Below are 26,867 nucleotides of genomic sequence, written 5' to 3'. Positions count from 1 at the left end.
GTAATTCATAATTATGAATTACCAACCTTGTGTCAACACCTCTGGAGCAAGCTTGCGTCAGTCAGGCTCGGGACCAGTCTCCTCGATCTCCAGCACCTCCACCTCGGCAGGAGCACTTGCGGACAGATCCTGATCGCGCTCGGCCTCTCCTGCCTTCCACTCTCTGAACTCCGCCCGTTTCTCCTTCGAAGACAACTGCTCGAAACGTTCTGGGTCAGCGGCCAACTGCTCCTTGGACCACTGCTTGAACTCGCGCTCGTTCGCGCGCCTGGCGATGTTCTTGTCGTGCTTCGCCTGCAGGTCCGGTAGAACCTCCGGGCTCGCCTGCTGCTCTGCTGCGCGTTCCTTCGGCGTGAGCGCTGATTGCCGCTCTTCGTCACGGGTAACAGGCGTAGGGGAGGGCGCTTCGCTGGCCATCTGTGCTTCGAACGCTCGGTCCTGGGCTTCGATCGCTGCGATCGCAGCATCCACATCGATCCAGTCGGTTTCCTGGCGCTGCCGCTCTTGGTCCTCCAGCTGAGCCTTCTGTGCTTCCTGCACAGCGTCCGGGACTGCACCATAGCGCTGCTCCGCCTGCTCTATGAGCGACCGGGCCAGTGCGTAGCCAGGCGAGACCAGCAGCTCTTCGCGCAACACCGGGTTCAGGCGCTCGGTACGGTCACGTACCACCTGTTGGAAGGTTGCCCGGTAAGCCTCATGCTCCATCAAGGATGCCACCCGCTCGCGGCCGGCCTCGCTTCCATCCTCGCCAAAGAGCACCTGCACCGCATGCTCCTCTGCGCGCATGCCCAGCATCGCCGGAGCCGTGCCCACCTCGGACATCGATAGCCCACTGTTTCGCTCCCAGCGCGCCTCGCGCGCCAGGATCGCAGAGCCTTCCTCAGCATCCACGGCATGTGCGGCTTCCGGCGTGACCACCTGCCCGGGCTCCCGCTCGACCTGGCCCGCCTCTGCGGCCACCTCTGGTGCCGAACGCACCACCGGCTCCGCCGCCCAACCGCGCCGCTGCACCTCGCGCTCCAGCTCCAGCCCCGTGCGCTCGTCCCGGGTACGCACCAACACCGGGACAGTGCCCATGTCCTTCAGGCGAATCGCCTGTCCCAGCCTGAAGTCTTGTGCCTCCATCGCGTCCTTCAAGCCGACGCCCCAATACATCTTCTCGCCGGTCGCCGTCATCAGCCGCACGTAGTAGCTCATGTTCTGCTTCGGATCGTGCTTGTAGGGGGCGTCCCCATGGTCCAGCAGTACACCCTTGATCAGGCTGGGGTCGTCCACTTCAGCTTCGGCCGAGGCTGAAGTCTGCTCTGGCCCAACAGGCTCCGGCTGGTCCAGGTCCGCAGCGGTGATAGTCGCCCCCTCCCGTTCGGCCTCGATCTCGGCGCGGCGTTCAGACAGCAGCTGGTTCATACCCTTGTCGGTGAAGTGCACGTCCAACCCGTTCTTCGCAACCGTCTCGACGACCAGGCGCTTGAACTCTTCGCTACCCTTGATCGTCAAGGTGCTGCCGAAGCGTTCCTTGGCCAGCTCCAGGGCGACTTTCACCGCGGATTCGCTCATCGCTTCGCGCCTCAACGTGATCGCCTTGCCGGTGTCGACGAACAACGTCTTGTCGGACTGCTTGTCGAGGTAATGCACGTTCTGGCTGAACCTCGCCCGCTTGGTGTAGAGGTCGGCAGCGCTAAGCTCCCTCGCTCGCTCCCGCTGTTTCTCGGTGCTCACATCTTGCTTCATCCGCTCCATCAGGCGCTGCATGCGCTCCCTTGCCGGGGCTGAACTACGCCCCCGCTGATGGAGTTCTCCGGCGCGTCGTCGTTCGCGCTCAGCAACGCGCGAATCTCTTTACTACCCATACTGCGGTCCTCTTCTGGTGGTTGAGCCAACGTCGACTCCTCGATCCGCTGACGCGCCTTCATACGCTCGAACGCCAACACCGCCAGGAGCTGCTGTTTCTCCTGGCGGCTGAAACGTTCGTCGGCAAAAAGGGCGCGGCGGGTTTCATGAAACTGCTGGTCGACCCGCCACAGCGCCCGGCGCTGCGCAGGTCCGATCTGGTTCTCTTCGTGGCGGCGTAGGAAATACCCCGCCACAGTCGAAGCCGCCTTTCCTTCAGCCCTCCAGGTTCGTTTGCCTCCAGCTCGCCGGACTGCCATAGGTAGCGGGGCCGCCTCCACGCCCGCACTTCCGAACAAGCGGCTCGCGCGCTGCTCCAGCGCCTTGATTGAGGCGCTGCGCAGCGGATTGACGTAGGGGGGAGGGGAGGGGAACCTCAAAGCCAGGCCAGGACCGGGCTTCCACTCGAAGTTCTTTCTGTCTCGGCTGGGTCGGCCGGGTCGGCTAGGCCGTCCACCAGCTGGTCGCCGGCGAGCAGAACTCGCCGTAACCGTGGAGCCTGCCCCCACGCCAGTCGAGAGTTCGGCCGAGCGCTGCTGCAACGCGAGCATCGACGTGTCACGCTCTGGCCCGCCGGTGGAAACGGGAGGAGGAAAGGGGAACGTCAGTCCTCGTCCTGCAGGCGTTCGATCTCGCCCTGGGGCTGTTCCTCAGTCCGCGAAGGAACGGGGGCAGATCGTCGCTGCGATCCTCCTCTTCCTCCAGTCCTTCCTCCTGCTCTTCCGTGGCGTACAGCATGTCGCAGTCCAGGATCTCCTCCTGGTTCTTGCTGTCCCAGGTGAACGTATGCATCGCGCGGCAGTAGCAGCGAGCGGTCACCTTCGCCGTATCCCTCCCTGTGATCTGCCACATCGCGGCCGGACAGGTCTTGCAGGCCAGCGGCAGATCTGGAAGTGCCTTCTCTTCCAGCTTCAACAGGACTTCGCTGATGACTTCCCGCTCGCTCGGAAGTATGTAAGCCATACTGTTCTCCATGTTTTAAATAGAACTGTGATTCACGCTGCGCCAGTAGGTCGTGACGTTGCGCAGGTGAAGCTTGGTTGTAGAGTTTTCTAAATGAAGGGTGGCCTTGCTTACGTACTTGATTTCTTTGGCTCGCTCCGGCCAGGCTCGCAGGCGCTCGTTAATTACATGTCTCTCCAACGGCGGCTTCTTCAGTTCACGATGGACGATGAAGCTGTCGTGAAAAATAGTGTCCTTCAGATTGGTGAACTTAGCGTCACCGGGTAGCTTTACAGCAAGGTACTCATTCTCCTTTCCTTCATTGCGCACGCGAGTTTCCCCGAACTCAGCCACCAGGTTATGGAACTGCTCGCGAGTGCGCACATCCCGCTCAACGATCAGTGAAACCAGTTTTTCTTTGAAATCTCTGTTCTTGCCGCGAAAGTCATCGCCTTTGTACCTAGACAAGATACTCGAAGCATCCGTTGGATCAATGCGTATGCGATCCCGCGGTGAGGTAAGTTGATACTTCTGGTTTATGTACTCTTGAAATGCCTCGAAATAAGCAACATGTGAATCGTACATTCCTCTTGGGTTCATTTCCCTGTCAGAAAGTAAATTACGCCGTGGAATGACGACATGAATATGAGGCTTCCGAACTTCCATTTCGCCCGTCGCCTTGTTCTTTATTTCCTTTAGCCTAGGCAGATGAGCCTCGGCGTAAAAGTTGTATTCCTCCTTTCTGTACGCAACCATTAAGAACGATTCAAACTCTTCAGTTATCGCCTGTAGTGTTTCCCGCGGAATGTCGTCCTCCGCAAAAGACAGGGTGAAAGTCACATAGCGCTCTTGCCCTTCATCTTCAATGGACTGGTATATCCGCTGGGTTAAATCCAGGTCTCCACTAAGAATTACGCGCTCATCCAGTTCTTCGCGCGAATAATCGCGCCCAGCCTTATTCCCTTCCTCTAAATACTCCTTGACTCCGTTGTTATAACCGCTAACCCGAATCAGCATCGTCCACCCCCGATAAAAGTAGGGCATGAATTGCCGCAAGGGAATTCATGAGTTTGAGGTATAATCTTTCGGAGACAATTTCAGACTTGTAGGCCAGGTGAACCCGATGTGCTAATTGGTTAAGGTTGTTGCTCGCCTTGTTATACAGAAAGAGTAACTTAGCATTGTCCTTGGATGGAGCAACGATAGTGACTTGATCCAGCCTCTCTAAGAGCAGCTTCCTAAAGAAATCGGACTTGCTGATGCCCAGTTCCTTGAGCTTCTGTTCATAGGGGGCGAACTTTTCGTCCGGCACGCGAAAAGCCACGACCTGGCTACGGGCCGCCTTCTTGTCCGACATGTGATGACTCCGACGATGACTGACTCGACCGACTGGCCGCTTGCTTCGCAGCGTTACGCTGCGCGGGTTTCAAAGGGGTGTCCCTTTGGCACGTCGATTGTTGGAAGGGGCTTGCCCCTGTAAACAATCGGTCACGTGCCTCTCTTTATTTGAAAGCGTTGCGCTCCCATATCACTAACAGAGCTTAAATGAAGCATTTGCATAGCACCTACGTAGCGATATCATTCGATTCCATAGCGAATTCACGCCTTTCAGCAGCGTGAAGAGGGCGTGTCCATAGCAGTTCCATAGCAAGGGAGCATCACACCATGATCCGATCGAGCCTGCAGGAAACCTTGCGCGATCTCTCTTCCTCCACCGAGCACCGATCTCAAACGGCCCGCCTGAGCGAGGTTTTCAACGATGTTGAGCGGGCCTTGAAAGCTGGTGTCAGCAGGAAGGCCGTTTATAAGGCCTTGCTCGATGATGGTTTCACCATGAGTTTCGGCAGCTTCGAGAACGCCCTACACCGCCTTCGTAAGCGCCGGAGAAGCTCAGCTACCGACGTTTTGCCGAAAGAAGCCTCTCGCAAGGCTTCCCCGCGAGTACAGGGTTCCGGTTCGGCCAGGGAAAGGTTGACCCTAATGCACCAATCCGAAGAAACACTTTTGAATGGGACTCGGTACCCGACAAAGAAAAGCTCTACGGTAAAAAGGAATAGCGCCTCCTAGAGGCGCTATCTTCACTTCCTGGATGCCTTATATTGGGTGTACCAGTAGTTGGCGTCCTTCATCGCATCTTTCACCGCGAAGTATGAGTACCCACCAATCCCCAATGTGGTTGAAGCAAAGAAGAAACACAGGGCCATCACGATAGAGAACCTGGTGTGGCTGACGCCTTTGCTCCCTCCAGGCTTTCCCGAACCACTTTCACCAGTTTCTTGGCCTCGGTATCTCGCACTTCAGCAAGGGCGGTTTTCCCCTCTCAACCAATCGCTCAACAGTCTGCTCGGCATCTTCGACAGCACTCGCGATTTTCTCAATGCTGATCCCATTTCACCAGGTATCTGCTTCACCGCGAGCACCAGCGGCTCTGTCATCCGTTCAAGCACTGCTTCAGTAGCAAACACTACGCTGAATACTGGGTCCTCTCGGGACACCTTTATATTCAGTTCAGCTAGGGCCCGCTTGCGAACCTCGTCCAGCACATCCGTCTGGCGTTCTCACTCATCATCGATCACCTCCCTGCCGAATACTTTGTCCAACTCGGTGAAAATATCGTTATACACTCGGCAAATTCGGCTCTTCGCAATAACTCCGAAGTCCTCGGACTGCTTAACCTCCTGTAACGTCAAATGTGCCTCTAGAACATTACGAATGTCTGCCGTGAAGGCGTCGCTGTTCCTGTCAATGACAGGGCATATTCCTTGGATTATATCTGAATTACCCAAGATCAGCTCTGTCTTATCAAGTGGCTTCCCATCAAAAACGGGAACCCCCCAAAACTCATTCTGCCAGACCACCACTTTAGTGTTACTTTGCTCGGCGCGTATCATTTCAATGAGACGTTCCAGGCCATTGAAAGTATCATCCTTCGCTTGGCCAGCCGTAATAACAGTGTGGATATATAGCTGCTTACCTGCGCCCTGAAGCGCCGACAACATACAGTTGTCACTGATGAACTTGAGCATCGGAATGAAAGTAGATGCACCGTTATCAACGATGCAAACATCTTCCGTGGACAAAAGCTCTTCAAACAGCGGATCAAAGAGTTTTTGAGAAATCACACCGCCTTCCATGATTTTTAGCAAGCTGACATTAAGCGCCGCGAATTGGTAAAACGAACTGTTCACCGGATCAGTATCAGCACATGCCACGGTATATCCGCGCTCGATAAAGTACTGCGCCAAAGCGCTAGCGCTAAAAGACTTGCCGACGCCGCCTTTACCTTGAAGAACAAGATGAGAAGTATTTTTCATTGGATAATCCACTATAAATAACGGCGACCTTAGCCGCCGCACAGTTGAAGTCATTCAGTTTTCGCTAAGGTGCTCCCTAGAACGGAACGTCGTCGGGGTCGTCATCAGCAGGCTGCGGGGAGGGGAAGTCTTTCCTTTGCCCTTGTCGTAAGTCCCTCCAGACGCCTTGCCTTTCCCCTTTCCTTTGCCGCCAGCGGGAGCCTCCGCCGGCGCAGCAGCGTTACCCGTAACGTTGTCGTCCGCGCTGTCGCCTGCACTCCCGCCAGGCCTACCGCCAAGCAGCTGCATGTTGCCGTTGATGTCGACCACGATCTCGGTGGTGTAGCGGTCCTGACCGTCCTGGCCCTGCCACTTGCGGGTGCGCAGGCTGCCTTCGACGTAGACCTGGGAACCCTTGCGCAGGTACTCGCCGGCGATCTCCGCCAGGCGGCCGAAGAACACCACGCGGTGCCATTCGGTGCGCTCCTGTTGCTGGCCGGTCTGCTTGTCCTTCCAGCTCTCGCTGGTGGCCAGGGTGATGTTGGTCACCGCATTGCCGTTGGGCATGTAGCGGGTCTCCGGGTCACCACCGACGTTGCCAACCAGGATCACTTTGTTAACTCCACGTGCCATCTGTATTACCTCTCTCGTTCAAATCGATAGAAAGGGCGCGCATGGGTCTGTCCTGCATCAGCCCCCAATCGCGCCCAGCTGTCGTCGTTGTTCCACTCGGCCACAACTTCTTCGAGGGAATGGCCGCTCACCATTGCCATGCGACACTCCTGCACCCGGCATTCAATCGAGTGCGTGAGATCTCCTGCACCGCCAGGCAGAGTCCTGACGGTTGGTCGTTGGTGGCATACCGGGCACCCCTTGATACCGTCCTGTTTCATGGATGAAGTCCCAAAGTCGTAGGGCTCTGCCCTACTACCCGCTCTCGCCGTCGAGGACTCGGGAGCATGGGCGATGAAGCTGCCCTTGCTCCCGGTCGAAGGCTGTTTCTTTCCAGTGGGCGTCAAGTGTTCGCTGCGCCCGTGCCTCCGTTCAGCGGGTCGATGAAGCCGACCCGCCGAGCCGGGGGCGCGGCACCTGACGCGGTTGCTGATGTTTCTTGAGGGGGGAGGGCAGAGCGTTACGCGTAACGCTTCCCGTTGGTCTTGCTGGCCTTGCTGGTCTTCGGAAAATCGAACACAACCTTTCCTTGGCCATCGAGGCGCAGGGCGGCGTCGAAGGCCTTGCCCTCTTTGTTCCTGAAGCCTTTGATCAAGCTGGTCTTGCCCTTGCTGAGTAGGCTTTCGAGGTGACCGGTGGTCAGCTCTTTCCCAGCGATGCTCGGGTACATGCGAAACTCGCACCCCTTGCACCCCACCACCTTTGCCGTCCTTGCCAGCTCGCCACCGCACATGGGGCAGCGCGCCGCCAACGGCTCGACCCCAGCACGTCCGGCAATGGGCATGTCGCCGAGATCGATCGTGCTGATCTGCTCACCGATGAAGGCCTCCAGCTCGTCCAGGAAGGCATCGACGGACAGCTCGCCACGCTCGATCATCACCTGCTGCTCATGCCACAGCGCCGTCATGTCGGGGGTCGTTGCGATCCGCGGTAGCGCCTGGATGAAGGCCACTCCGAGGGCCGTCGGAACCAGCTTCTTCTTCTCGATCGTGTAGAAACCGCGCTCCTGCAGCTTGCCCAGCATAGCCGCCCGGGTGGCCGGGGTGCCGATGCCGCCGCGCTCTCCAGCCTTGCCATCGTCGCGGTCCAGCAGCAGCGCCTTGATGCGAGGATCCTGCACGTATTTGGCCACCTGCTTCAGGTCTTTCAGCAAGGTCGCCTCGGTATACAGCGGTAACGGCTTGGTCTTCGCCCTGGAAACCGATACATCCAGGCAATGGCCTTGCTCCCCACCAGCGAGAGCCGACAGCTCCTCGAACTGCGTAGCCTCCACCTCGCCCTCATCCTCTTCGCCGGCCTGGCTCGCCTCATCGGCTACCTCGCGCAGCAACTGGGTCCAGCCCGGCGCTGTAGTCTTGGTCGCGCTGGCCTCAAACACATGACCCTGCACATCAAACAGCGCCTTCACGGCCAAATACCGCTTCTCGCTCATGAACTGCACCAGGTACTGCCTGACGATCGCCAGGTAGACCGCTTGCTCGTCGGCGCTCAGCGCCTTCATGTCCACCACTACCGCGGTCGGGATGATCGCGGTATGCGCCGACACCTTCGAATCGTTGAAAGCCCGTCCCTTACGTCCTGGGTCAAGCTGCTCGAAGGTCGTCCGCAGCTCCGGTAATGCTTGCGATAGCGCCGCCAGCGTTCCCGGCGCCTCGGCATGCTGCTCGGTGGACAAGTAGTTGCAGTCCGAGCGGTTGTACGTGATCGCCTTGTGCTTCTCGCGCAGCACTTGGGTGATCGCCAAGGTCTTTTCCGCATTGATCCCATGTTCACGGCTCATCTGCGCCTGCAGGTCCAGCAGCGAAAATGGCAACGGTGCGACCTGCGATTTCTCTTCCTGCACGACCGACACGACTAGGCCCGGCTGGCCGCTACACGCGCTCGCGATGCTGTTGGCATAACTCTCTTCGAGGATCCGCCCCTTTTCGTCAGTCGGCGCGTCATCCGCGACCAGCAGGCGCCCCCGGATCCGACCCTTAAAGTCCAGCGCTGCCGATACGTTGTAGTAGAAAGAGCCCTTGTGAGCCGTGTGTGCGAGATATCGACTCACGATCAGGCCCAGGATCGGCGTCTGTACCCGCCCAACCGACAACACTCCTCGGCCCCCCGCGCCTGCACTGCCAGGCTGTACGCCCGCGTCATGTTGAAGCCGTAAAGCTGGTCTGCGATGCTCCGCGCCTGGCCTCGCAACGACAGCCCCCGGAACTCACCATTGTCGCGCAGGCTGCCCAGGGCTTTGCGCGCTGATGCTGCGTTCAAATCATTGATCAGCACCCGTTTCACTGGACGACTGTTCCCGAAATAGGCCAACACCTCGTCCACCAGCAACTGCCCCTCTTCATCCGGATCACCGGCATGCACGATCTCATCGGCCTGGGCGATCAGCTGGCCGACCACATCCAACTGGTCAGCTGTTCCAGGAATTGGCTGATATTTCACCGGCCGCAGCTTCAGCGGCAAATCCTCCGCATTCCACTTCGCGTACGCCGGGTTGTGCACTTCCGGCGGGGCCAGTTCGAGTAGGTGCCCAACGCACCAGGTCACCACGTCCTGACCACACTGGATACTGCCGCCTCGACGTTGACCGCCGCCTAGCGCTTCGGCGATCACCTGGCCCAGCTGGGGTTTCTCCGCTATGAACAACCGCATATAACCTCCTTAGTCTCCATCCTGCCCCTGGCCGAACAACGCGCAGCCGGCCCTGCGGTACGCCGCGAGGGCTACCGGTGAAGCGGTCCAGGGGAGATGACGTAGAACGAATCAGCCGGGGACGCGGCCGTACTTGTTGAGGATCTTCGACTTCGCGGCCGGGTCAGCGCCGAGTGCGCGAGCAGCTGCATCGGGGTCAGCCTCGGAACAACCGTTCAGGTACTGCTTGCGCTTCTCGAACGTCGGGTTCGGTTTGAACTTGCCCTTCTTCCTGACCTGGATGCTGAAGAACTTCTTCTCCGCCGCCCGACACTCACTGCCCCCACTGTTGCCGGTCGTCTTGCCGTACATGCACAACGCCACTTCGCAGGCGCTCATCGCCTGGGCTCCCGAGGAGAGTCCCACTGCTCCCGCGAAGGCCAGCGTTACCAGTAACTTTTTCATGATCACCATCCTTTCACGACGCCGAACGACGCGCCCGACACCGCTTTGCTGGTCCCGATAGCGCCTCGGAACGTGACCACGGTCGAGTCGTTCACGTAGTGGTTCAAGCCGATGGCCATCGCCGACGCGCTCTGCACCGTCCCCATGCCGAAACCGAACTGCGAGCGGCCGAGATCTTTTGGCCCGATGCCTATCGCCGCGGTGGCCATGGCCAGCGCGCCGATCGCGCGGTACTCCTGCCGCATCTGCTGGTTCTCTTTGCGGACATAGTTGTAGGCGCCGGCGAGTGCATCGTTGAACGAGTTGTCGAGTGCATCGATGCGCTGGTCGGTGTAGTGATTCGCACTGTTCAGCGTGTTCACGTCACCGGCGTACATGTCCTGCCGGATTGCCACTTCCCGGCTGTCTGTGTAGTGGTTTGCGCTGTTGAGCGTCTGCAAGTCAGCGGCCTGCATCTGCGAGAGATTCACGGCGTCGGTGGCGGCTGTGCCGGCACGAACGTTAGTGATCTGCCGTTCGCCGCCGGCGGTGCCGACAGAAACGGTGTTAGCCCGATCGGCAACCGACCCCGCACCAAGCGCAACGGATCCTGCAGCGGTCGCGTTCGATCCTTTGCCTACAGCGACCGAGCCGTCCCCTGCTTCCGCTCCTCGAGCAACCGAGTAATCCTCCGTATGGCTCTTGGCGCTGGCCAGGGTTGCCGCATCGCCGTCCTCCCGGGCCTTGGCCTCGGCCGCATCGGCATCGGCACGAGCTTTCGCCTCGGCGTCCACCCGCTGGCCGGTGTAGTCCTTCGACGCGGCGAGGGTTGCCGCATCGCCGTCTGCCCGGGCTTTCGCCTCGGCCGCATCAGCATCGGCGCGAGCCTTCGCCTCGGCGTCCACCCGCTGACCGGTGTAGTCCTTCGACGCGGCGAGGGTTGCCGCATCGCCGTCTGCCCGGGCTTTCGCCTCGGCCGCATCAGCATCGGCGCGAGCCTTCGCCTCGGCGTCCACCCGCTGACCGGTGTAGTCCTTCGACGCGGCGAGAGTTGCCGCATCGCCGTCTGCCCGGGCTTTCGCCTCGGCCGCATCGGCATCGGCACGAGCTTTCGCCTCGGCGTCCACCCGCTGGCCGGTGTAGTCCTTCGACGCGGCGAGGGTTGCCGCATCGCCGTCTGCCCGGGCTTTCGCCTCGGCCGCATCGGCATCGGCACGAGCTTTCGCCTCGGCGTCCACCCGCTGGCCGGTGTAGTCCTTCGACGCGGCGAGGGTTGCCGCATCGCCGTCTGCCCGGGCTTTCGCCTCGGCCGCATCAGCATCGGCGCGGGCCTTCGCCTCGGCGTCCACCCGCTGACCGGTGTAGTCCTTCGACGCGGCGAGGGTTGCCGCATCGCCGTCTGCCCGGGCTTTCGCCTCGGCCGCGTCGGCATCGGCGCGAGCCTTCGCCTCAGTCTTGATCGCATCGTCGGTGTGCTTGTTCGCATCGGCAAGGGTCTGAGCATCACCGGCGTGGCGGGCCTGAGCCTCGGCCGCCACTTGCTGATTGGCATGATCGATCGCTTCGCCGAGGACCCGAGCGTCCTCTTGACCGCGTGTTTGCGCTTCGTTGGCCACAGCCTGGTTCGTGTGGTTCGTGGCCGTGCCGAGAACCCGGTTATCCTCGTCTGCCCGCTTCTGCGCCTCTGCGCTCACCTGGGTGTCGGTGTAGCCCTTGGCTGCGGCCAGGGTCGCGGCGTCACCGTCCTGGACCTGGCCGAGATTCGATGCATCGGTCCGCGCGGATCCTCCGGCAACGTTGGTGATCTGTCGTTCGGCGCCGGCGGCGCCGACAGAAACGGTGTTGTCCCGGTTGTTCTGTGATCCGGTACCGAGAGTAATGCTGTTGCTCGAGGTCGTAGTGGTAGCGTCACCAATCGCGACGGATCCCCGGCCCGTCATCGTGTTCCCGTTGCCAACGGCAGTGTTGCTCTGCCCAGTGACGTTGTTGCTGGAGCCAATAACCGTTGTTGTCCCGTTCGCCGCATCGATCGTGTTCGAGTCCCCGACCAGCTGGCCATATGCGTTAGAGACTTTGTTGCTCTCGCCCTTAACTGCGATATCGCTGTTGGTCACCGTGTTGTAGTTGCCGATGATCTCCGAGGACATAGTGTTGTTGAGTGTGTTGTGGTTACCAACAATCACTTGGTCATTGGCCGAAGTTGCCCCGGAGAAATGGGTATCGCGGTTGCCGGTTACGCTGTTACCGTCGCCGGTGATAACCGTGTTCGTGAACCTGGAGTCAACCGTATTCGCAGCGTGAGCCACGCCTGTTGCGGTAACCATCAGGGCAACGCCCGTGATGAAGTGTTTTTTCGAACGGCAATAGAGTGCCGCCGCACGATTAACGCGCCTGCACATAGTTAGTTTTTCCTTTCAAATAAGTGTGTTGCTGATACAGCCCTTGCGAACTGCGATGGTGTGCGCTTACTGCTGCGCGCTTTTGGAAGTTCGTTTCTGTTGTTCCGCTTTTATCTGTGCGTCATGCGGTGCCACCACTGCGGCTGTCTTCTCCTCGATCCGGACCGGAACGGTGATGCTCTTGAGTTTCTCCAAGTCTGCTGTCGGCAGCGCTGGCGGGGGCATGTTGGCCCGTTCCTGGAACACCGGCTCTTCGTACCAGAAAATTTTCCGGGCCCGAATGCTCAGCGACGGGTGTTCCTTCGTCGCCCCGATGAAGATCAGTTCCTCGTCATACGGCAGCTCGTTGACTTCCTGCGGCAGCATGAGCGGGCGGGCTTGCTCGCTGTAGCTGCGCCCTCTGGTGCGCTTGTCGCCGTAGTTCACTGAATCATTCGCGACTCGAACAGTGGTGTTGCCCAGCCGCTTGCTGTACTCGGTAGCGAGTTCGATATCGTTCGGCGTATAGACGATCTCGGCGTGGAAGGCCTTCATGATCCCGTCGCCCCCCTCGCGGCCGTATGTACGTTCGGCCCGGAGCTGGTCTTTGCTCTGGAAGATGATCAGGAAGCGCAGACCTGCACCACGCATCAGCGCCGGCGCTGTTTCCATGACCTCCATCCGCCCCATCACGGCGATTTCATCGATCAAGAACAGCAACTGGTGCTTCAAGCGCAGCGAGCCATCGGCACAGTGCCCGCCCTGCTCGGGTAACACCTTTGAGTTCTCGTTGATCGCCTGCGAGAAGAACAGGTTCATCAGCGGCGCGAATTTCTTCAGCGCGTTACTCGTCACGCAGAAGTAGACGCTCGTCTTCTCCTGCCTGGGCCTGGAGAAATCAATGTCATCACCCGACAGCGCCCATGCAACCGTCTTCTCACCGTAGATGGCCAGCACGTCGCGCAGGATGTCACTCGTAACCGACCAACCCGAGGTCTTGTTCTGCGAGGCGACATAGACGCTGTACAGCTCGCGCCGGCATTCCTCTGAAAGCGCGTTTTCCCCGCCGGATCGATCGGTGATGACCTGCTGCGCCCACTGCCCCAGGCCGGTCCCCAACGAAGCCAGCTCGTAGAGCTGCGGCAGCGTGCACGGCAGATCTGGCGTTTCCATCAGGTACAGCACCAGGGCGCCGAACACGTTCGCGGCCTTGTTGTACCACTCTTGGTTTTTCGGGTTGTCCGACACGAACAGCACGCTGGCCAGGCTGCGAATGTCCCCCAACCGGTACAGCGGATCCCGGCGCAGGCCCGACAGCGGGTTCCAACGGTGGGTCTCCAGACGTTCCGGTGAGAATCGGAACACCTTCTGCCCCATCGCTGCGCGGAAGCCCGCAGTCGTATCCCAGTTCTCGAACTTCGGATCGTTAACCACGACCGAATCCGGGTAGCTGAGCAAGTTCGGAATGACGATCCCCACACCCTTGCCGCTCCCGGGGGAGCGGCAAGCATGACGAACGTCTGCCCGTAGGTCGCAAGGAACGCGTCTTTGCGCGGATGCTTGCCCAGCAACAGCGGGGGATACTGAGTGATTCGCCGCTGCGGCCGGGAAGGACTGTACTCCGGCACCCCGGCCGCGCTAGCCATAGTTGACCTCCTCCGCCCTCACGACGAAAGCCAACTCCCGCGACGGTAAGCGGCTCTGGATATCGTTATCTCGAGGCAGCAGCCGACCGGGTTCGATAGTCGGCATGCGGAACTGCTCGCACATTTCGACCGGAGACACAGGCCTGCGAGTCCTGTCGTCGAACGACGGTGGATCGAAGGTCGCCCGAGGGTAAGACAACCCAAGAGGACAATCTCGCTCCTTTGCTTGCTGCAACAGCACGTCGGTGACACGGTTCGGGAAGTCACCCATCTCGAAGCACAACCCGTTCCACAACACGGGGTAGTCCGTGACCGCATCTAACTCATCATCGAGCACGACGTATTCCACCCGATGCTGCACAACAATCTCGCCGGCGATCTTCCAGCGGGTGATCACAGTGAAGTACGGCACCTGGCCCGGCACGTCGATCAGCAACCCGTTCGTTGCCTTACGGCCTTTGTTCCGGCAAGCCACGTAGTAGCGCTTATTGGGAAATGGCTGGCGGGCCACTACGTCGTGCCCACCGGCAAGCAGTAGACCGAACTCTTTCACCTGCACGTCCACTAAACCGCAGGCAAAAGGGAAGGACCTAGGCACTAAGAGCCTAGGAGCGATGTGAATCAGCATGATTTTTCTCCGAAGGAGGATCCCGGCAAGCGGGAAAAGACGAAGTTGTGAAGCGCCTGCAGGCGCCTACTGGTACTCGCCGCGGTACTCGAACAGGCGCAGCTCGCGTTCGTTGGCGAACCGCGCGTCGCCGTGCAACGACTGTTTCGTTGAAAAGCGGCTCATGAAGGCCAGCAACGTGACCCCTACCGGCAGGAACGTCAGCGCTGCCGTTACGCACCAGGACCACGGCACATAGAGCAGTCGAGGATCGGACAGGGGCATCTTCGAAGCCACGAATAACGTCGTGAGCCCCACATCTCCCGGGTTCGCATCGGTCAGCCAGAGGAACAGTGCACCACCGGCATACAGCCCGCCGATGAAGAACAGCAGCATCAGGACCAGGACCAGCAGCACTACCTTCCACCACACGATCAGGCCCTCCCTTGGTTGAGCAGGGCCAGTTTGGCCTCCGGCTCGTAATGCACTTCAAGGATGTGGGTCCGTTCCATGTAGACCACGACGTCGAAGCTGATCCGTACCTGGCGTTCGATGTAGGCCATGTCCAGGCCCTGGCCGACCGCGGACTGCTTCACCAGGCCACCGACCCGGGCATAGCCCGACACGCTGTCGTTGGCGTGCGCCGTGGTTACCGTGCCGGGGTTGCCGGTGTTGAGGATCTCCATGAAGTGCCAGGCTTCATCGCCCGTCAGCTCGGCCAGGAACAAGTGGTCGGGCTTCATCCGCAGACAGCTCGCCACCAGCTCCTTGGCCGTCACCGTCGCCCCGTACAGCAGGTGGACGTGGTTGGCGTGGAACGGCAACTTCATCTCGTTGATCTCCTCGATGGTGATCAACCGCCGGTCACGGGGGAACAGGTCCACCAGGGCTTTGCCGAGGGTGGTCTTTCCCGACCCGGGGCCGCCGAAGATGATGATGTTCAGCCGGTGCTGTATCGCCAGGGCAAAGAACTCGCTCCAGGCCCCGGCCGCGTGCAGTTCCTTCAACTCCCGTTGCCAGTCCGCAAGCTCGACAGTCGAAGTCGCCACCGACTGCGCCTGGTCGAACCGGCCGCTGTCGATGTAGTCCTGCAGGCTGAATCGGTCGAGTGATGGCTTGCGCACCGTGAGCGATATCGTGCCCTTCTCGCATGCAGGAGGCATCACGATCTGGCAGCGCTCGCCGTTCGGTAGCTCGACGGTGTGGATAGGCGTCTCCGCCGAAAGGTGGCGGTGGCTGTAGGCCGCCAAGGCGTTCGCGACCTGCCGGCAGAGGTCAAACGTCAGCCACGGCGCATCTTCGCGTTGCCACCCGTCTACACCCTCGGTCCAGATCTCGCCGGGACGGTTGATCGCCACTTCACTGACGCCAGGCCTGTCCAGTCGCTCACTGATGCCGGCCTTGTTCAGGAAATCGCGCGCTAGGGTCGAAGCATCGAGTCCATACCCCGTTTTCTCTTCAGCACTCATGAAGCCTCCTTATCGGTTCTCGAAGACCGTGGAAAAGTCGATATCGCGGGCAACCACTACGGTCATGACCGTGCCCGGCAGGATGTAGGCCGTTGGCGGAATATTGATGCTGTTCTCCAGCGCCCGATCCGCCATGTTCTCGACGCTGCTTTCGGTGTTGTTCACCGTGTAGCCATCGGAGTTGTTCTTCTGCGAGCGGTTGACCAGGATCTGCATGCCATCCTTGAACACCGACAACATCACCGCGCCCATGAAGCGGTCGGCCAGGTGCTTGTCGATGTAGGCCTCGGTGCCGCTGGCCCCCATCGGCCCAGCCCCCAAGCTGTCCAGTCGTGCGCGTACTCCAGAGGCGGTTTCCAGCTCGGTCCAGGCAGTGAACACCCGGGTTTGGCCGGGCCTAACCTCGGTGCGCTGCTCTCCGGTCAGCCGGTCCCCGGCTTCAGCGATCACCGTGGACCCATCCGCCGAATACAACGGCTCTGTGAGTCGACATTCGATCAGGCTCGGGTTGTCCGTGACGATCTCTGTGTACAGCACGCAACTGGTGTACGTGTTGTGCCGCACCAGGTACTTGCCCGGCGGAGCCAGGACAGCTTTGCTCGGCACGAAGGTAGTACCGCCCAGTTGGTCCAGGCGTGCCCGTCCACTGTTCGTATCCGTATCCAAAGCCACGCCACCGCTTCCTGAGTCGGCTTGCCCTTGTCCCATCAGATCCAAGGCTGTCGGCGGCGTGCCGGCGCCCTCTGCTGGTCGTCCTGCACCTGAGTTGGATCCGGCGGTCGAGGAGGCGTTGTAGGCCGAGCCACTGGCAACCTGGGCTTGCACCACAACCCCACCCGCGAGCTTCCGTTCCAGAGGGCTCGGCGGTACATCTTGATTGCTGGCCGTGGTCGTCGAACCAGCCGGAGTAGCAGAGGCGATACCGCGCTCAACGTGCTCTGCCGGTGCCTCCGCCGCCGGTGTCCTTGCAGCTTCAGCCTCCGCGGCGGCCCTCCGTTGCGCCTCTTCCATTTCGCGGAGCTTCTGCTCCTTGATCCGCTGCATCGTGGCATCGTCCTGTTCTTGCACTTCCAGCGTCGCATCCGCCTTGACCTGGCTCTCGTCGATATCGCTGGTGTCCGAACGCATTTCCGAGATAACCCACATCCAGCCGGCAACGATGATCGCCACCACTACAAGAACGAGCACTCCGATCCCCACGTAGAGACCGCTCCGTCCCTCACGCTTGATCTTGCCCTTGCGCAGGTCAAACGCCCCGCGCGCCTGAGTCGACGCTTCTGCCGCTGCATCAGCCCCCTGCAGCTGGTCGTCGGCCTGGTGGTCTTTCGGGTCGAGCGGTTCAGTGTTCGAGGTCATTCTCGTCCTCCTTCCCTTCCGCTTCTTCCTTCGAGACCGGACAGCACAATGGCCGCAGTGAACGCGATGACTCCCTTATTGCGCAGTTGCATTCTTTACCTCCCGCACCTCACCCGTAGTGGTGCCGTCGTAGTTGTAGAAGCCGCCACCCTGGTGCCGCGTCCGCACAGCCAGTACCTGCCGGTTCAGTCGGAAGCGGTATTCGTCGCTGATCCCGTGGACGACGACGATGTTGTGTACCTGGTGCCAGTTCGCCAGGGTTTCGGTTCCGTCCGGCAGGACGCGATAGACCACCGGCCGTGGCATGGCCGTGCTGAAGCGGAAGCACGTCAGCATGCCGTTGTCCCAGGCTTCCGAAGGCGACAGCTCCATGTCGCCGCGCTTCTGGTAGCGACGGTTCTGGAACGTGCCCGCGCAAGGGTCAGCGTTGAGGTTGCGGCGGGCGGTGGGCTTCTTCGGTGGTTCCGGGTAGCGAAAGCGCAGCAGGTACGTCATGTCCGCCACGCGCTGGGCCAGGCGCAGTTCCAAGACGTACACGCGGCGGTTGGTGTTGATGATCAGGTTGGTGTCCGGGTCCTGGTCAGACATAGGCTTGATCGCCACCAGATTGCCCGCCTGGTTCACACCGATGGTCCAGGCGCCAGGATCTCCACTGACGATCAGACCAGTGTCACCGTTGACGGTCTCGCCCTGCCCGAGCTGGATGAGCGAGGACCGTCCCACTACCGACTGCACTCGGTAGACGTTTTCCGGCGAGTACAGCGCGGTCTGGATACGCGCGTCGAAAGGAGACCCACCACCCATGACCTCTGCGCCGGCCGGCACCCCGGCAAAGCTGACCCACGCCCCGAGGATCGCCGCACACAGCGGCTTCAGCTGCTTCATTGCGAACCTCCAACTTCTTGTGCCACCGAATATGCCGCCACGCCAAAGCCCAGGGGGTTCAGCCAGCGCTGTTTGCGGGTCTTCGGCGCGTTGCCGTAGTCGAAACTGATCGTGCCCAGCCATGTCACCGGAGCCATGCCGAGGACCGGCACACCGTTGCGATCGAGGACGGTCTTGGTGAAGCGAACCTGGGCGGTTCGGAACTTCTTCGTGCTGCCGGGCAGCGAACCATCGGCATCCAGGAACACGATATTGTTGATGTCCACGCGCAGCTGCCGGTTATCCCCCAGCACCTGGGTGTACCCCTTACTCGACAACTGGAAGTTCCGGTACTCGGCGAATGCTCCCGAGTACGACAGCAGCCGGACCATGCCGTAGTTCACGTCGGCGCCGGCGAAGCTGTAGCTCTCGCGGAAACGCACATAGGTAGCCAGCCAGAACTCATCTTGTGTGTCCTGCTCATCGCCGCCGCCAGTGCGGTCTTTCATCACCGGCACAACGTCGGTGAACCCGGTGTTGTTGTCGACCCGTACCAGGAAAGCTTCCACTGTCTTCAGCGGCGTCAACCCCAGCACCGCGCCCACTGCCATGAAGGCGAGCAGGCCGAACACGATTGCGATCACCCGCCAGGTCCTCGCCTTGCTCCGCTCCTGCTTGGCCACCGAGCTTTCGAACCAGCGTGCCGCGTCTGTGTACGCCTTCAGAGCCAGGCTCGCTTCGCGTGAGGCTTCCCCACCAACGGCTGAGACTCCAACTGTTGTTCGCGCTCGGCCAGCGCCTTGAAACGTTGCTTACTGCGACCCTTTAACATCTCGACCTCCCGAGCCTTCCAGTGTCGAAACCCGTGCCGCCGGCGGGGTAGTCGCGGGCTTGCTTGTCTGTGCTTTTGCCTTCACCGCCGGTGGATTCAGGTCCACCCACGATCCCGTTGGCTGGGAAAGTTCAGGGGGCGAGCTGCACCCCGACAGGCAGGCAGCACAAAGCAGCCCGCCCCAAATGAGCTTGGTCATGTCATTCACCTGTTTTCTGTGTGTCTGAGTGAGCCGATCCGGCTCAGAAATCACCCGGCAGAACGCCGGTTTGAAGGAAGTACGCGGTTGGAGCTGGCATTGAATTCAGATTGACCGCCAGCACCTTGGTTATCAGCTGATCCTGTTTCCTCGGGCCCTCGACAGAAGTCTGCGCCCAGCCCCTGCTACTCCTTTAGCCATCCGCATCGCCGGGTGCAGACCCAGTCCACGTTTGACTAGACCACCAAGCCCTCCACCCGCTGAGGTCGGTGCCCCTGCCATGATGGTGGCCGCGTAGTTCGGGATCTCCAGTGCAATGGCTGTAAACGCCGCGAAGTAAATCAAGATGGAAATAGCCCCCTTAAGGTCGCTGGGCATATTGCCGTTACGGATAACGTGCTCGTTGATGAACCTCATTTCCAAGCCAAGAACCACCGAGAACAGAACTTGGGCAAGCATGAAACCGCCCAGCACACCAACCCAACCATAGAAGTATTGCCGTGTCTGTGGAAGTATGGCGAAGGCGATGAACAGCGGACCCACTACTAAGATCACCGTGGTACTGACTTTTAAAGTCACCAAGGTGCCAACTGCCACAAGCAAGAATGGTATGCCACCAAGCAGCATATATATAATGGTCAACAGGGCAAATAGGGTTTTTGAGAAATCACTAATAGGACTGAACTCAAACGCCCCAACCAGTTTCATGACTGAGCTGAAGAAGCCGCTAATCAGTTGGTCAACTTGGTTTGTAAACCTACCCTCCCCTCCTGATAAGTTTTGCGCCATCCAAAGAGGAAGCCCCTGAACTACTGGAACAATCCAGTTCCAATACCAGCCGACACTGAACGCAATCGAAATCAAAAAAGCGATCTTGATCAGTTCCATGGAAACTTCCTGGAACGGTACATCTAGCCCTGTCCAGAGCCACCGAATCGCTCGAAGCATCAAGTGAACAAGCCAAAAAGTTCCGAAGATCCCACCCATGACCAGCATGACTTTTGCCATGCCGGTCAGGATCATGCTCTGTAAAGCAGAGTCAATGAATGTATATAGACTGTCTGCTACCTCAATCTTAAGTTCGCCAGACTCATCCATAGCTATTCTCTCCGAACATAAACATCAGAATTCCAGATCAGTTTTCCACCTTCCAATTTGGCGCTACCCTGAAAACCATCCCACACAAGCAAATTATCATTCTCCAACTTCGCATGCGAAATCGATGGATCCGCATAACTTGCCGTGGGGAAGAACCAGATTGTTTTTGAAACCTCACAAAAACCCTTTTCACAGGTAATATCCAGAAGAGTAGGTTTCACCACATCGTTTTTTTTGGAGTTAACCCATGCTCCTTCGAAGTTCTTACCGTTTGGCTCAAAACAGCCCACCAGTGCGGTGGCCAATACCGAAACCACCACTGCTTGTGCTTTCAATTTGATATTCATCGTCAACCCTCACTTTGGAAAAGGCCCTTTACCATTTAGGTAGTCCATGACCTCTTGTGCTCGTTTGTCGCTCTCGATGCGTTCTTTCTGCTCCGTGAGCACTTTCATATTCGCCAGGCGCATCTGCTGGTTCTGTAGCTCCAGGAACTCTTGCTGGTAGCGCAGTTCCAGGTCCTGTTTCTGCTGTGGCGTCTGCACCTGGTCCAACTGCTCCCGCAACCGGGCGGCGTTCTCCACCCGCTGGTTGCTGGCCTTGTAGTTGCGTTCCAGGGCATCGGTTACAGCCAGTAGCTTGTCGAACTGGGCCTGCACCCGGCCGTCGCTTGATACCAGACCGTAGCGGTTCCGCAAACTAGCCATATCGCGAGCGCTGCTGTACACATCGGCCCAGTCGCCCAGGGCAGTACCTGGTTCAGCGTCGGGTCGTTGAGAAAGCTGCCCAACTTGTCGTTGCCGTTGATGAGCGACTTGTAATGTTCATACTGCTGCCTGGCTTGCTCGATCCCGCGCTTAGCCTCGTTGAGGGCCTTCAACGCCTCTTCAGCCTGCTGTTTGGCATTCATCCCCAGCTGCAAAACCGTGGCCGCATCCAAGGTCGGGATACCGCTGGCCTGTATCAACGGCGCAGCCGTTACCGTCACAGCGGCCAGCGCCGCCGCCAGTAAGGTCTTTTTCATCGTCTTTTTCCTGCAGATATGTTTCAGAAGTCCAGACGGCTCTTCACCGTCCGGTCCAGCTCAATGCGCCGATCAATCAGCGCGTCTATGAGCCGTTGCGTTGCCGCCGTCAGCACTTCTTTCCAGGGACTGGACTCGACGATAGGGTCACCGTCCAGAGCGAGTTCCAAGGCCTTGAGTTCACGCAGGCTCAACAGAACCGGAACCGGGCGGCCCTGCTCTTCAGCGGGGTACTCGAAGTAGCTAGCCATCGCTACCCTCCTCCCTCGCCTTCAGTCACCAGGGACTGCCGCTGCATCTCGTCCAGGAACGGCTTCACCCACACTGCGGGATCGTCTGTTCCCAGCTCGGCACGGATCCGAGCGGCCACGGCCGCGTTCTCCGTCGTCGTGGACAGCAGCGGCAGCCAGTACTTCAGCTCGTCCCTCACCTCGGTATGCGTGGAAAGGTCCATCTTCAGACGCACCGACCGGGGCCCCTGTACAACCACTGCCTGGCGGTCGTACGGGTCCTGCTCGGCGACCGCCTCGAACAGCCGTCCCTCGATACCGAACTTCGCGTAGCTCTCGGCCGTGGCCTTGTCGTTGGCCAACCAGATCGAGGTCACCACCTGCTGCACGACTGCCGGCGCATACGGCGTTGCTAACGCATCTTCCGGCGACTGGGTATCCATCATCAGGATCTCTCCCCGCAGCCTGCCCGCCTTCAGCACCTCCTTGATCAGCTCCGCCGTGCTCTCGAAGGAAAGCGGCGCCCAGTACTCCGCGACGAAGTTCAGCAAGAGGCTGCCCGGCTGGGTCTGGTGCATCAGCCGCTTCATGAAGAACAAGGTCTTCAAGAGCACCTCCATTTCAGCCGGGTGCCTGCTGACATACTCCTTTTTCAGGATGTGCGTGCAGTCGAACGCAAGGCGTTGGTAGGCAGTGGGATCGAACAGGTTCCGCGGCGAGTCCAGCACCCATGCGCAGCTCCCTTCCCGACCGCCATCGGCGCGCAGTCGACACCAACGCGACAGACGCGTGTGCAGGCAGTTTCCACCCCTGGGGGTGATGTTCTGGAGCAACAGGGACATACCTCGGTGTTCAACCGTCGAGTGGGCCATCACCGCATCGATCGATGCCTGGATCTCCCGTTCCTCGACCTCATCCACCAGCCCGCCGCTACCGTCTTCCTTCTTCATCCCACCGGCACAGGTGATCACCACATCGAGCAGGAATTGCCGCAACTGCGGCGTGTCCTGGAGCTGGAACGGGTTCAACCCGGTCGACGTTCCCGGATCGATAGCGAAGTACTGCGTGCCTAGGGCCCGTAGCAGGTTCTCCAGCGAGTGGTTGTAGTCGATGCCGAACAGCATCGGCTTCCATCGGCTGAAGAAGGTCAACAAGACCGCCTCCAGAGTGGTCTTGCCAGCGCCCGTCATGCCGGTCACCGCGAGGTGCCCGGGCAATTTCTCGCCCAGGTTGTTCTGGCCTGGCGGGCTGTCGTGGGCGTTGAGCAGGAACATCCCGTCGCTGAGCGTGCGCATCGGCACCAAGGCGGAGCCGTCGCCAATCGGGTTGCCGCGTGCCTTGCCGCTGGGAGTGGCATGCAGGGAAAACCCGCAGGCCAGGTTCTCGGTGGATTTCATCATCGGGTACATGGCCTGCGTCACCCCGGGGAACTGGGTGTACCAGGTGTACACGTTGCTCAGGGTCGACCGTACGAACGTCGCGTCCTTCGCGCTGAATAACGACTCCATCTTCGAGCCGTTCGTGATCGCTTCGTCCGGCGTATCGCCGTAGACGATCAGCGAAGCGTGGTAGCGCCCAAAGCTCTTGATGCCCTGCGCGATTTCGCTCGCCGCATCATCCAGCTCGTCGGTCTGCTTCGACTCGCCCTCTACCGAGGCCAGGTCCGCTATCTGTTTCTTGAAGTTGCGCTTGATTTCGTTGCGCTCCTCGAACATGAACGCCTGTACCAGGGTGAAGTCCAGCGGCTGCTCAATCGCCTCGTCCCACATCCCCGGCCGGCTGCCCTCGCTGGGGTAGTCGCGCAGGTCGTAGGTAGTAGCGAACCGCCGGCCACCGTGGTTCGGGCGGTTCTCGACGAAGTCATAGGCGCCGAAGCTGGTCACGCTATCGATGATCGCCTCGCCCAGGCGCGTATCGGACAACCGGACCGCTTGCTCACGGCCATTGAACAGCAGGCTGTAGAAGCGCCCGATCTGCGAGTAGAACGCCCCTGTCTCCGTCTCCTCCACTCCCAGCAGAACGGGTTCGAAGCGCTTGAGCATACTGATCGAGGTGATCAACAGGTCCTGCATGCGCCGGATCCCGTCGTCCAGATCGCGGTACTTCAAGATCACCGCCAGGTGGTAGCTCACCTCCCGGTAGCTACCCTGTTTGAACGGACGCACGTAGGCGTCGACGAACTCCTGCAGCACCGGTAGATCGAGCTGGTACTCACCGTCCAGCTCTAACTGGCTCTTGGTGACGTACGTCTGGAGCATCAAGTTTTTGCCTTCCTTCTTCCCGAGCGTGAAGAAGTAGCGGTTGAGCCGGTGGAACAGTTGGTCCAGGTCGGCCTTGTCACGGGTTTCGTGAGAAACGCCCTTGAGCCGGATCAAGCTCAGCAGACGGTTTCCCGTCAGGGTCACCATGTGCTCATGCACGTGGTACTTCATCAGCGGCGCCAAAGCTTCCGCCGGCATGACGACGTTGTGCGAAACGCTTGCCATAGAACACACTCCAAAGGGGATTGATCGGCGTCAGGCACACCCCGCGGCCGTATCTCAGGTTCAAGGAAAAACGACGCATGGCGTAGACGATTCGGCGCATGTAGCGGGCGTCGAATGAACTCACCACGGAAAAGCCGACCAGGGCCAGGAACAGGGGCGAGGCCAACAGCAACGCCCCCCACCACGGAAACAGCAGAAAACCGACTGTGCCGACCACCAACAACGCGACCGCAATTCCTACGAAAGGCAGGATCGGCACGCCCAGGAACGTCGCCGGGCGGCTCATGGCGTTGTAACTTGGGAACAGCAGTTCCTCATCGTTCATCGGCCAGCCCTCACGCAATCGTGCCGCCGCCAAAGAACGCCCAGGCCCACGCCCCGAGGAGCAGAACCCCACCCACTACGCCCAGCACACCAACCTGCTTCACGTAGTCCATGAACGTAGTGCTGTGGTCGCCCGCGGCCCTGGATGACATCCAGCCAATGCCGACCCACAGCAGGCAGATCAGGGCGATGCTGCCACCCACGGCGAACATCCCCAGGCGGATATTTCTGCCCAGCTGCACCAGCTTCTGATCCCACTCGTCGGCCATCGCCATGTATGGCGTGTAGACGGCCAGGAATACCGCCAGCCGCTGCAACATCTCGCGGGCCTTACTCTTCAGTTTTTGCATCGCTCTTTACCTCTCGATCCTGGTCTTCCAGGGGTTGTGGTTGTGCCTGCGGCTGACTTGCCGCCGGCGGGTCATAACGGGGGTACTGCCGAAGCACATCCCAGCTCTGGTAAGTCGGCTGGGGGGCGACGGGAACATTTGCCGTCCCGGCCGGATGGGTTGGCGCAGCTGAGGGCTGTGCCTGAAGCGCCGGGACGTACGCTGGTAGATCCGCGTTGGCCAGAACCCGCTGAACATGGCTCGTTCCGCCAAATTCGGGCTCGGGCCGGAAGCCGGTGGTGAAGTTGCCGCTGTAGTAGCAGCTGTAGGCCTTGCGGATGGCTTCCTGGTCTGAGCTGCTGACCGGTCGTGCCTGGCCATAGCAGCGGCGCAGTTCCTCAGCAGAGCGTTTCAGGTTGTGGCAAGGCTCGAACATTTCGGCCACCTGCCGGGGATCGCTGGCATCGAAATGCTGCCGATGGACCTGGCCCAGCCCCACAGCGAAGCTCTTGCCCTCTTCCACCAGCTTTTTCACCGCCGCCAAGGCCTCCGCAAGGCTTTGCGGCTGACGCGACAAAGCACCGTCCTTCACACCGATGGCGTAAGGATTGAGGGCGGATTCGGCTTTAACGACGGGATACAGCGTGGAGGGATGGACAGCAGGAGCACATTGCAGGGCCAGCGCCATGAAGGCACTGGTAGTAAGCATTTAAATCTCCTTTTTAATCAGCTCTTGCAGCATTTCTTGCGCAGCCTGCTTCGAGAGTCGATCGATCATCCATTGCACAAATTGCGAGGGGGTGATCTGCACCCGACTTTCCTGGCTTACATCGATTGCGAGTTGCAGAAGCGTTTCAAATCGCTCATTGCCAACATAGACGTTTACCGTCTTCTTTCCGGTTCTCACTTTTGGAATTGCCATAGACTCTCCTTGAAATAGCAAAACCAGCCGAAAGGCTGTTATGCCTAACGACCGGTTCTGCGATGGGTTTATTGGAAACGCCGATGAGAGCTAGGCGATTGCACTACAAAGGCGTGACTGCTTCTTACTTTCCAAGCGTCGCCACAAATCTTGCTGCTGAAGCAACGCATAAAAAGCAACCTTACGGCGCTCATCATCTTGCATCAGCACAATTAGTCGGAGCGACTTTTCGAACTCGGATGGCAGATTTCTGTACTCGACTACATCGAGCCCCTTATCTGTGCGAAGCAGCAGTGTTTCCTTCAATGTTTCAATCACTGAGTCCGAAATCACATAAGGCGCACCACCAAACCGAACGAACCCTTGCACACCGGCTATATCCGTGATCGTCGTTGTGTGGACCACTTCAGGGTCGAAGCGAAGGAACAGATAGCCGGGGAAGAGCTGTCGCGTCGTCTTTCGTTGGGAGGGGCGATCTACCCTGCGACGAAGCTCCGTTCGCGTCGGTGCGTACAGCTCAACATCCAGAGCCTCCACCTTGCTCGTAACCCACTCCAGCGCATTGCGGTTATGGGTCATCAGGTACCAATTGCGCACTCTAAAATCCTCCCTTTTCGGGCACGCTCCTCCAAAACCCGACCCGTCTGGGGGTCGAATCTGGTACGGCATTCTGGAGCCGAAACACTGTACATGCATACAGTGTTTCTAAAGGTTACATTCGCTCGAACTCTCGATGCAAGAGAGTTTTGCTAGTGGGAATGGTAGAGAATTTTCCTCAAAAGTAAACACTTTTTACCTAATAGATAACATTGTGCTTTTATGAGGAGACAACCACATGAAAACCTTGGATTTTCTGGAGAGATCATGGACAACCTCCGAAAGTCCATCGGTGCCCGTCTTCAAGCGCTCAGAAAGGCTCGCTCCCTCACTCAGGCGGACCTTGCCTACAGAATCGACTGTGAGACGGTCCTAATCAGCCGATATGAGCGCGGCATCAACACCCCGAGCGTGGAGCAGCTCCTCAAGATCGCCCGCGCCCTGAACGTAACCCCAGGCGAACTGCTTCCCGTTGACCAGGACCTCGACAGGGAGCGCCTCATCGCCCTCCGCCGGGATCTGGCCGAGAAAGCGCTCAAAATCGAATCCACCACTGCCCTGGAACAGCTCAACCGCCTGGCCGACTCTTTCCTCTTGGACAGGAAAAAATCCTAGGCCAGCCAAGCGGCCGATCTGG

The 26,867-nt window shown here is 59.5% G+C and carries 25 protein-coding genes and 4 pseudogenes; 2 read left to right on the top strand and 27 right to left on the bottom strand.

Annotated elements, in window-relative coordinates; all coding sequences use genetic code 11:
• Nucleotides 1-57: 57 nt before the first annotated feature.
• The 5 genes from B7D75_RS29265 to B7D75_RS29240 form a co-directional block, all read right to left on the bottom strand.
• Nucleotides 58-1,752: an LPD7 domain-containing protein gene (locus B7D75_RS29265; RefSeq protein WP_162600476.1), complete on the bottom strand. Its 1,695-nt coding sequence runs from the start codon at nucleotides 1,750-1,752 to the stop codon at nucleotides 58-60.
• Entirely contained in the window at nucleotides 1,740-2,087 is a 348-nt protein-coding gene (locus B7D75_RS29255) for a hypothetical protein (RefSeq protein ID WP_107114692.1), read from the bottom strand. Before B7D75_RS29255 ends, B7D75_RS29265 begins: the two co-directional genes overlap by 13 nt.
• 361 nt (nucleotides 2,088-2,448) lie before the next feature.
• On the bottom strand, nucleotides 2,449-2,853 hold the full coding sequence (locus B7D75_RS29250) for a hypothetical protein (protein WP_109301428.1): 405 nt from the start codon (nucleotides 2,851-2,853) through the stop codon (nucleotides 2,449-2,451).
• A 15-nt stretch (nucleotides 2,854-2,868) separates the two neighbouring features.
• Nucleotides 2,869-3,849: a hypothetical protein gene (locus B7D75_RS29475; RefSeq protein ID WP_162600475.1), complete on the bottom strand. Its 981-nt coding sequence runs from the start codon at nucleotides 3,847-3,849 to the stop codon at nucleotides 2,869-2,871.
• The gene (locus B7D75_RS29240; RefSeq protein ID WP_033949811.1) at nucleotides 3,833-4,189 is read right to left on the bottom strand and encodes a plasmid mobilization protein; all 357 of its coding nucleotides are present in this window, start codon (nucleotides 4,187-4,189) and stop codon (nucleotides 3,833-3,835) included. The genes B7D75_RS29475 and B7D75_RS29240 overlap by 17 nt, the downstream gene beginning before the upstream one ends.
• Nucleotides 4,190-4,497: 308 nt before the next feature.
• Between B7D75_RS29240 and B7D75_RS29470 the strand changes: the two genes are divergently transcribed.
• Nucleotides 4,498-4,899 carry a hypothetical protein gene (locus B7D75_RS29470; RefSeq protein WP_162600474.1) on the top strand — a complete coding sequence of 134 codons (402 nt, stop codon included), beginning with the start codon at nucleotides 4,498-4,500 and terminating at the stop codon, nucleotides 4,897-4,899.
• 491 nt (nucleotides 4,900-5,390) lie between these two features.
• Here B7D75_RS29470 and B7D75_RS29235 read toward each other — a convergent pair whose 3' ends face one another.
• The 22 genes and pseudogenes from B7D75_RS29235 to B7D75_RS29130 form a co-directional block, all read right to left on the bottom strand.
• Entirely contained in the window at nucleotides 5,391-6,146 is a 756-nt protein-coding gene (locus B7D75_RS29235) for a nucleotide-binding protein (protein WP_033951574.1), read from the bottom strand.
• 249 nt (nucleotides 6,147-6,395) lie between these two features.
• Nucleotides 6,396-6,758 (bottom strand): annotated as a pseudogene (gene ssb / locus B7D75_RS29230) (single-stranded DNA-binding protein); the annotation flags it as partial.
• 499 nt (nucleotides 6,759-7,257) lie between these two features.
• A pseudogene (locus B7D75_RS29225) lies at nucleotides 7,258-9,446 on the bottom strand (DNA topoisomerase).
• A gap of 111 nt (nucleotides 9,447-9,557) precedes the next feature.
• Nucleotides 9,558-9,890, bottom strand: coding sequence for a TrbM/KikA/MpfK family conjugal transfer protein (locus B7D75_RS29220; RefSeq protein WP_107114709.1), 333 nt, complete (start codon nucleotides 9,888-9,890; stop codon nucleotides 9,558-9,560).
• A 2-nt stretch (nucleotides 9,891-9,892) separates the two neighbouring features.
• Nucleotides 9,893-12,268, bottom strand: a complete 2,376-nt coding sequence (locus B7D75_RS29975; protein WP_162600473.1) for a YadA-like family protein — start codon at nucleotides 12,266-12,268, stop codon at nucleotides 9,893-9,895.
• Nucleotides 12,269-12,334: 66 nt separating this feature from the next.
• Nucleotides 12,335-13,893, bottom strand: a pseudogene (locus tag B7D75_RS29210) (type IV secretory system conjugative DNA transfer family protein).
• Complete coding sequence (locus tag B7D75_RS29205) at nucleotides 13,886-14,521, bottom strand: DUF6012 family protein (RefSeq protein ID WP_107114707.1); 636 nt, start codon at nucleotides 14,519-14,521, stop codon at nucleotides 13,886-13,888. Before B7D75_RS29205 ends, B7D75_RS29210 begins: the two are co-directional and overlap by 8 nt.
• 66 nt (nucleotides 14,522-14,587) lie before the next feature.
• Nucleotides 14,588-14,932, bottom strand: a complete 345-nt coding sequence (locus B7D75_RS29200) for a hypothetical protein (RefSeq protein ID WP_033949710.1) — start codon at nucleotides 14,930-14,932, stop codon at nucleotides 14,588-14,590.
• Nucleotides 14,933-14,934: 2 nt separating this feature from the next.
• A complete protein-coding gene (virB11, locus tag B7D75_RS29195) occupies nucleotides 14,935-15,969 on the bottom strand; it encodes a P-type DNA transfer ATPase VirB11 (protein ID WP_033949712.1) in 1,035 nt (344 codons plus the stop codon).
• Between the two features lie 9 nt (nucleotides 15,970-15,978).
• Nucleotides 15,979-17,325, bottom strand: a complete 1,347-nt coding sequence (locus tag B7D75_RS29190; RefSeq protein ID WP_107114706.1) for a TrbI/VirB10 family protein — start codon at nucleotides 17,323-17,325, stop codon at nucleotides 15,979-15,981.
• A 75-nt stretch (nucleotides 17,326-17,400) separates the two neighbouring features.
• The gene (locus B7D75_RS29185; protein ID WP_107114705.1) at nucleotides 17,401-18,210 is read right to left on the bottom strand and encodes a TrbG/VirB9 family P-type conjugative transfer protein; all 810 of its coding nucleotides are present in this window, start codon (nucleotides 18,208-18,210) and stop codon (nucleotides 17,401-17,403) included.
• Nucleotides 18,207-18,833: a virB8 family protein gene (locus tag B7D75_RS29180; protein ID WP_239481380.1), complete on the bottom strand. Its 627-nt coding sequence runs from the start codon at nucleotides 18,831-18,833 to the stop codon at nucleotides 18,207-18,209. Before B7D75_RS29180 ends, B7D75_RS29185 begins: the two co-directional genes overlap by 4 nt.
• Before the next feature lie 519 nt (nucleotides 18,834-19,352).
• A complete protein-coding gene (locus B7D75_RS29170) occupies nucleotides 19,353-20,318 on the bottom strand; it encodes a type IV secretion system protein (RefSeq protein ID WP_023131928.1) in 966 nt (321 codons plus the stop codon).
• 2 nt (nucleotides 20,319-20,320) lie between these two features.
• Nucleotides 20,321-20,665 (bottom strand): hypothetical protein, encoded by a 345-nt coding sequence (locus B7D75_RS29465; protein WP_162600472.1) that lies wholly within the window; start codon nucleotides 20,663-20,665, stop codon nucleotides 20,321-20,323.
• A gap of 9 nt (nucleotides 20,666-20,674) precedes the next feature.
• Nucleotides 20,675-21,342 (bottom strand): annotated as a pseudogene (gene virB5 / locus B7D75_RS29165) (P-type DNA transfer protein VirB5).
• A 23-nt stretch (nucleotides 21,343-21,365) separates the two neighbouring features.
• Nucleotides 21,366-21,593 carry a hypothetical protein gene (locus B7D75_RS29160; RefSeq protein ID WP_033951589.1) on the bottom strand — a complete coding sequence of 76 codons (228 nt, stop codon included), beginning with the start codon at nucleotides 21,591-21,593 and terminating at the stop codon, nucleotides 21,366-21,368.
• Between the two features lie 2 nt (nucleotides 21,594-21,595).
• Nucleotides 21,596-24,058 (bottom strand): VirB4 family type IV secretion system protein, encoded by a 2,463-nt coding sequence (locus B7D75_RS29155; RefSeq protein WP_407692174.1) that lies wholly within the window; start codon nucleotides 24,056-24,058, stop codon nucleotides 21,596-21,598.
• Nucleotides 23,985-24,383, bottom strand: a complete 399-nt coding sequence (locus tag B7D75_RS29150) for a VirB3 family type IV secretion system protein (RefSeq protein ID WP_107114704.1) — start codon at nucleotides 24,381-24,383, stop codon at nucleotides 23,985-23,987. The genes B7D75_RS29155 and B7D75_RS29150 overlap by 74 nt, the downstream gene beginning before the upstream one ends.
• Before the next feature lie 10 nt (nucleotides 24,384-24,393).
• On the bottom strand, nucleotides 24,394-24,732 hold the full coding sequence (locus B7D75_RS29145) for a type IV secretion system protein VirB2 (RefSeq protein ID WP_087937204.1): 339 nt from the start codon (nucleotides 24,730-24,732) through the stop codon (nucleotides 24,394-24,396).
• Nucleotides 24,713-25,420 carry a lytic transglycosylase domain-containing protein gene (locus B7D75_RS29140; RefSeq protein ID WP_107114703.1) on the bottom strand — a complete coding sequence of 236 codons (708 nt, stop codon included), beginning with the start codon at nucleotides 25,418-25,420 and terminating at the stop codon, nucleotides 24,713-24,715. The genes B7D75_RS29145 and B7D75_RS29140 overlap by 20 nt, the downstream gene beginning before the upstream one ends.
• Nucleotides 25,421-25,633, bottom strand: coding sequence for a hypothetical protein (locus tag B7D75_RS29135; protein WP_033949730.1), 213 nt, complete (start codon nucleotides 25,631-25,633; stop codon nucleotides 25,421-25,423).
• Between the two features lie 90 nt (nucleotides 25,634-25,723).
• On the bottom strand, nucleotides 25,724-26,230 hold the full coding sequence (locus tag B7D75_RS29130) for a transcription termination/antitermination NusG family protein (protein ID WP_031667928.1): 507 nt from the start codon (nucleotides 26,228-26,230) through the stop codon (nucleotides 25,724-25,726).
• A gap of 267 nt (nucleotides 26,231-26,497) precedes the next feature.
• Between B7D75_RS29130 and B7D75_RS29125 the strand changes: the two genes are divergently transcribed.
• On the top strand, nucleotides 26,498-26,845 hold the full coding sequence (locus tag B7D75_RS29125) for a helix-turn-helix domain-containing protein (RefSeq protein ID WP_107114702.1): 348 nt from the start codon (nucleotides 26,498-26,500) through the stop codon (nucleotides 26,843-26,845).
• Nucleotides 26,846-26,867 lie beyond the last annotated feature (22 nt).

It is taken from the genome of Pseudomonas paraeruginosa, assembly GCF_003025345.2.
Lineage (GTDB): Bacteria > Pseudomonadota > Gammaproteobacteria > Pseudomonadales > Pseudomonadaceae > Pseudomonas > Pseudomonas paraeruginosa.
This window is presented reverse-complemented; position numbering and strand designations above follow the sequence as displayed.

Excerpts from the sequence above, each read along its gene's own strand:
- B7D75_RS29265 (WP_162600476.1), bottom strand. The coding sequence starts at position 1,752 with ATGCAGCGCCTGATGGAGCGGATGAAGCAAGATGTGAGCACCGAGAAA.
- B7D75_RS29250 (WP_109301428.1), bottom strand. The coding sequence starts at position 2,853 with ATGGCTTACATACTTCCGAGCGAGCGGGAAGTCATCAGCGAAGTCCTG.
- B7D75_RS29475 (WP_162600475.1), bottom strand. The coding sequence starts at position 3,849 with ATGCTGATTCGGGTTAGCGGTTATAACAACGGAGTCAAGGAGTATTTA.
- B7D75_RS29240 (WP_033949811.1), bottom strand. The coding sequence starts at position 4,189 with ATGTCGGACAAGAAGGCGGCCCGTAGCCAGGTCGTGGCTTTTCGCGTG.
- B7D75_RS29470 (WP_162600474.1), top strand. The coding sequence starts at position 4,498 with ATGATCCGATCGAGCCTGCAGGAAACCTTGCGCGATCTCTCTTCCTCC.
- B7D75_RS29235 (WP_033951574.1), bottom strand. The coding sequence starts at position 6,146 with ATGAAAAATACTTCTCATCTTGTTCTTCAAGGTAAAGGCGGCGTCGGC.
- B7D75_RS29220 (WP_107114709.1), bottom strand. The coding sequence starts at position 9,890 with ATGAAAAAGTTACTGGTAACGCTGGCCTTCGCGGGAGCAGTGGGACTC.
- B7D75_RS29975 (WP_162600473.1), bottom strand. The coding sequence starts at position 12,268 with ATGTGCAGGCGCGTTAATCGTGCGGCGGCACTCTATTGCCGTTCGAAA.
- B7D75_RS29205 (WP_107114707.1), bottom strand. The coding sequence starts at position 14,521 with ATGCTGATTCACATCGCTCCTAGGCTCTTAGTGCCTAGGTCCTTCCCT.
- virB11 (WP_033949712.1), bottom strand. The coding sequence starts at position 15,969 with ATGAGTGCTGAAGAGAAAACGGGGTATGGACTCGATGCTTCGACCCTA.
- B7D75_RS29190 (WP_107114706.1), bottom strand. The coding sequence starts at position 17,325 with ATGACCTCGAACACTGAACCGCTCGACCCGAAAGACCACCAGGCCGAC.
- B7D75_RS29185 (WP_107114705.1), bottom strand. The coding sequence starts at position 18,210 with ATGAAGCAGCTGAAGCCGCTGTGTGCGGCGATCCTCGGGGCGTGGGTC.
- B7D75_RS29170 (WP_023131928.1), bottom strand. The coding sequence starts at position 20,318 with ATGGATGAGTCTGGCGAACTTAAGATTGAGGTAGCAGACAGTCTATAT.
- B7D75_RS29465 (WP_162600472.1), bottom strand. The coding sequence starts at position 20,665 with ATGAATATCAAATTGAAAGCACAAGCAGTGGTGGTTTCGGTATTGGCC.
- B7D75_RS29160 (WP_033951589.1), bottom strand. The coding sequence starts at position 21,593 with ATGGCTAGCTACTTCGAGTACCCCGCTGAAGAGCAGGGCCGCCCGGTT.
- B7D75_RS29155 (WP_407692174.1), bottom strand. The coding sequence starts at position 24,058 with ATGGCAAGCGTTTCGCACAACGTCGTCATGCCGGCGGAAGCTTTGGCG.
- B7D75_RS29150 (WP_107114704.1), bottom strand. The coding sequence starts at position 24,383 with ATGAACGATGAGGAACTGCTGTTCCCAAGTTACAACGCCATGAGCCGC.
- B7D75_RS29145 (WP_087937204.1), bottom strand. The coding sequence starts at position 24,732 with ATGCAAAAACTGAAGAGTAAGGCCCGCGAGATGTTGCAGCGGCTGGCG.
- B7D75_RS29140 (WP_107114703.1), bottom strand. The coding sequence starts at position 25,420 with ATGCTTACTACCAGTGCCTTCATGGCGCTGGCCCTGCAATGTGCTCCT.
- B7D75_RS29135 (WP_033949730.1), bottom strand. The coding sequence starts at position 25,633 with ATGGCAATTCCAAAAGTGAGAACCGGAAAGAAGACGGTAAACGTCTAT.
- B7D75_RS29125 (WP_107114702.1), top strand. The coding sequence starts at position 26,498 with ATGGACAACCTCCGAAAGTCCATCGGTGCCCGTCTTCAAGCGCTCAGA.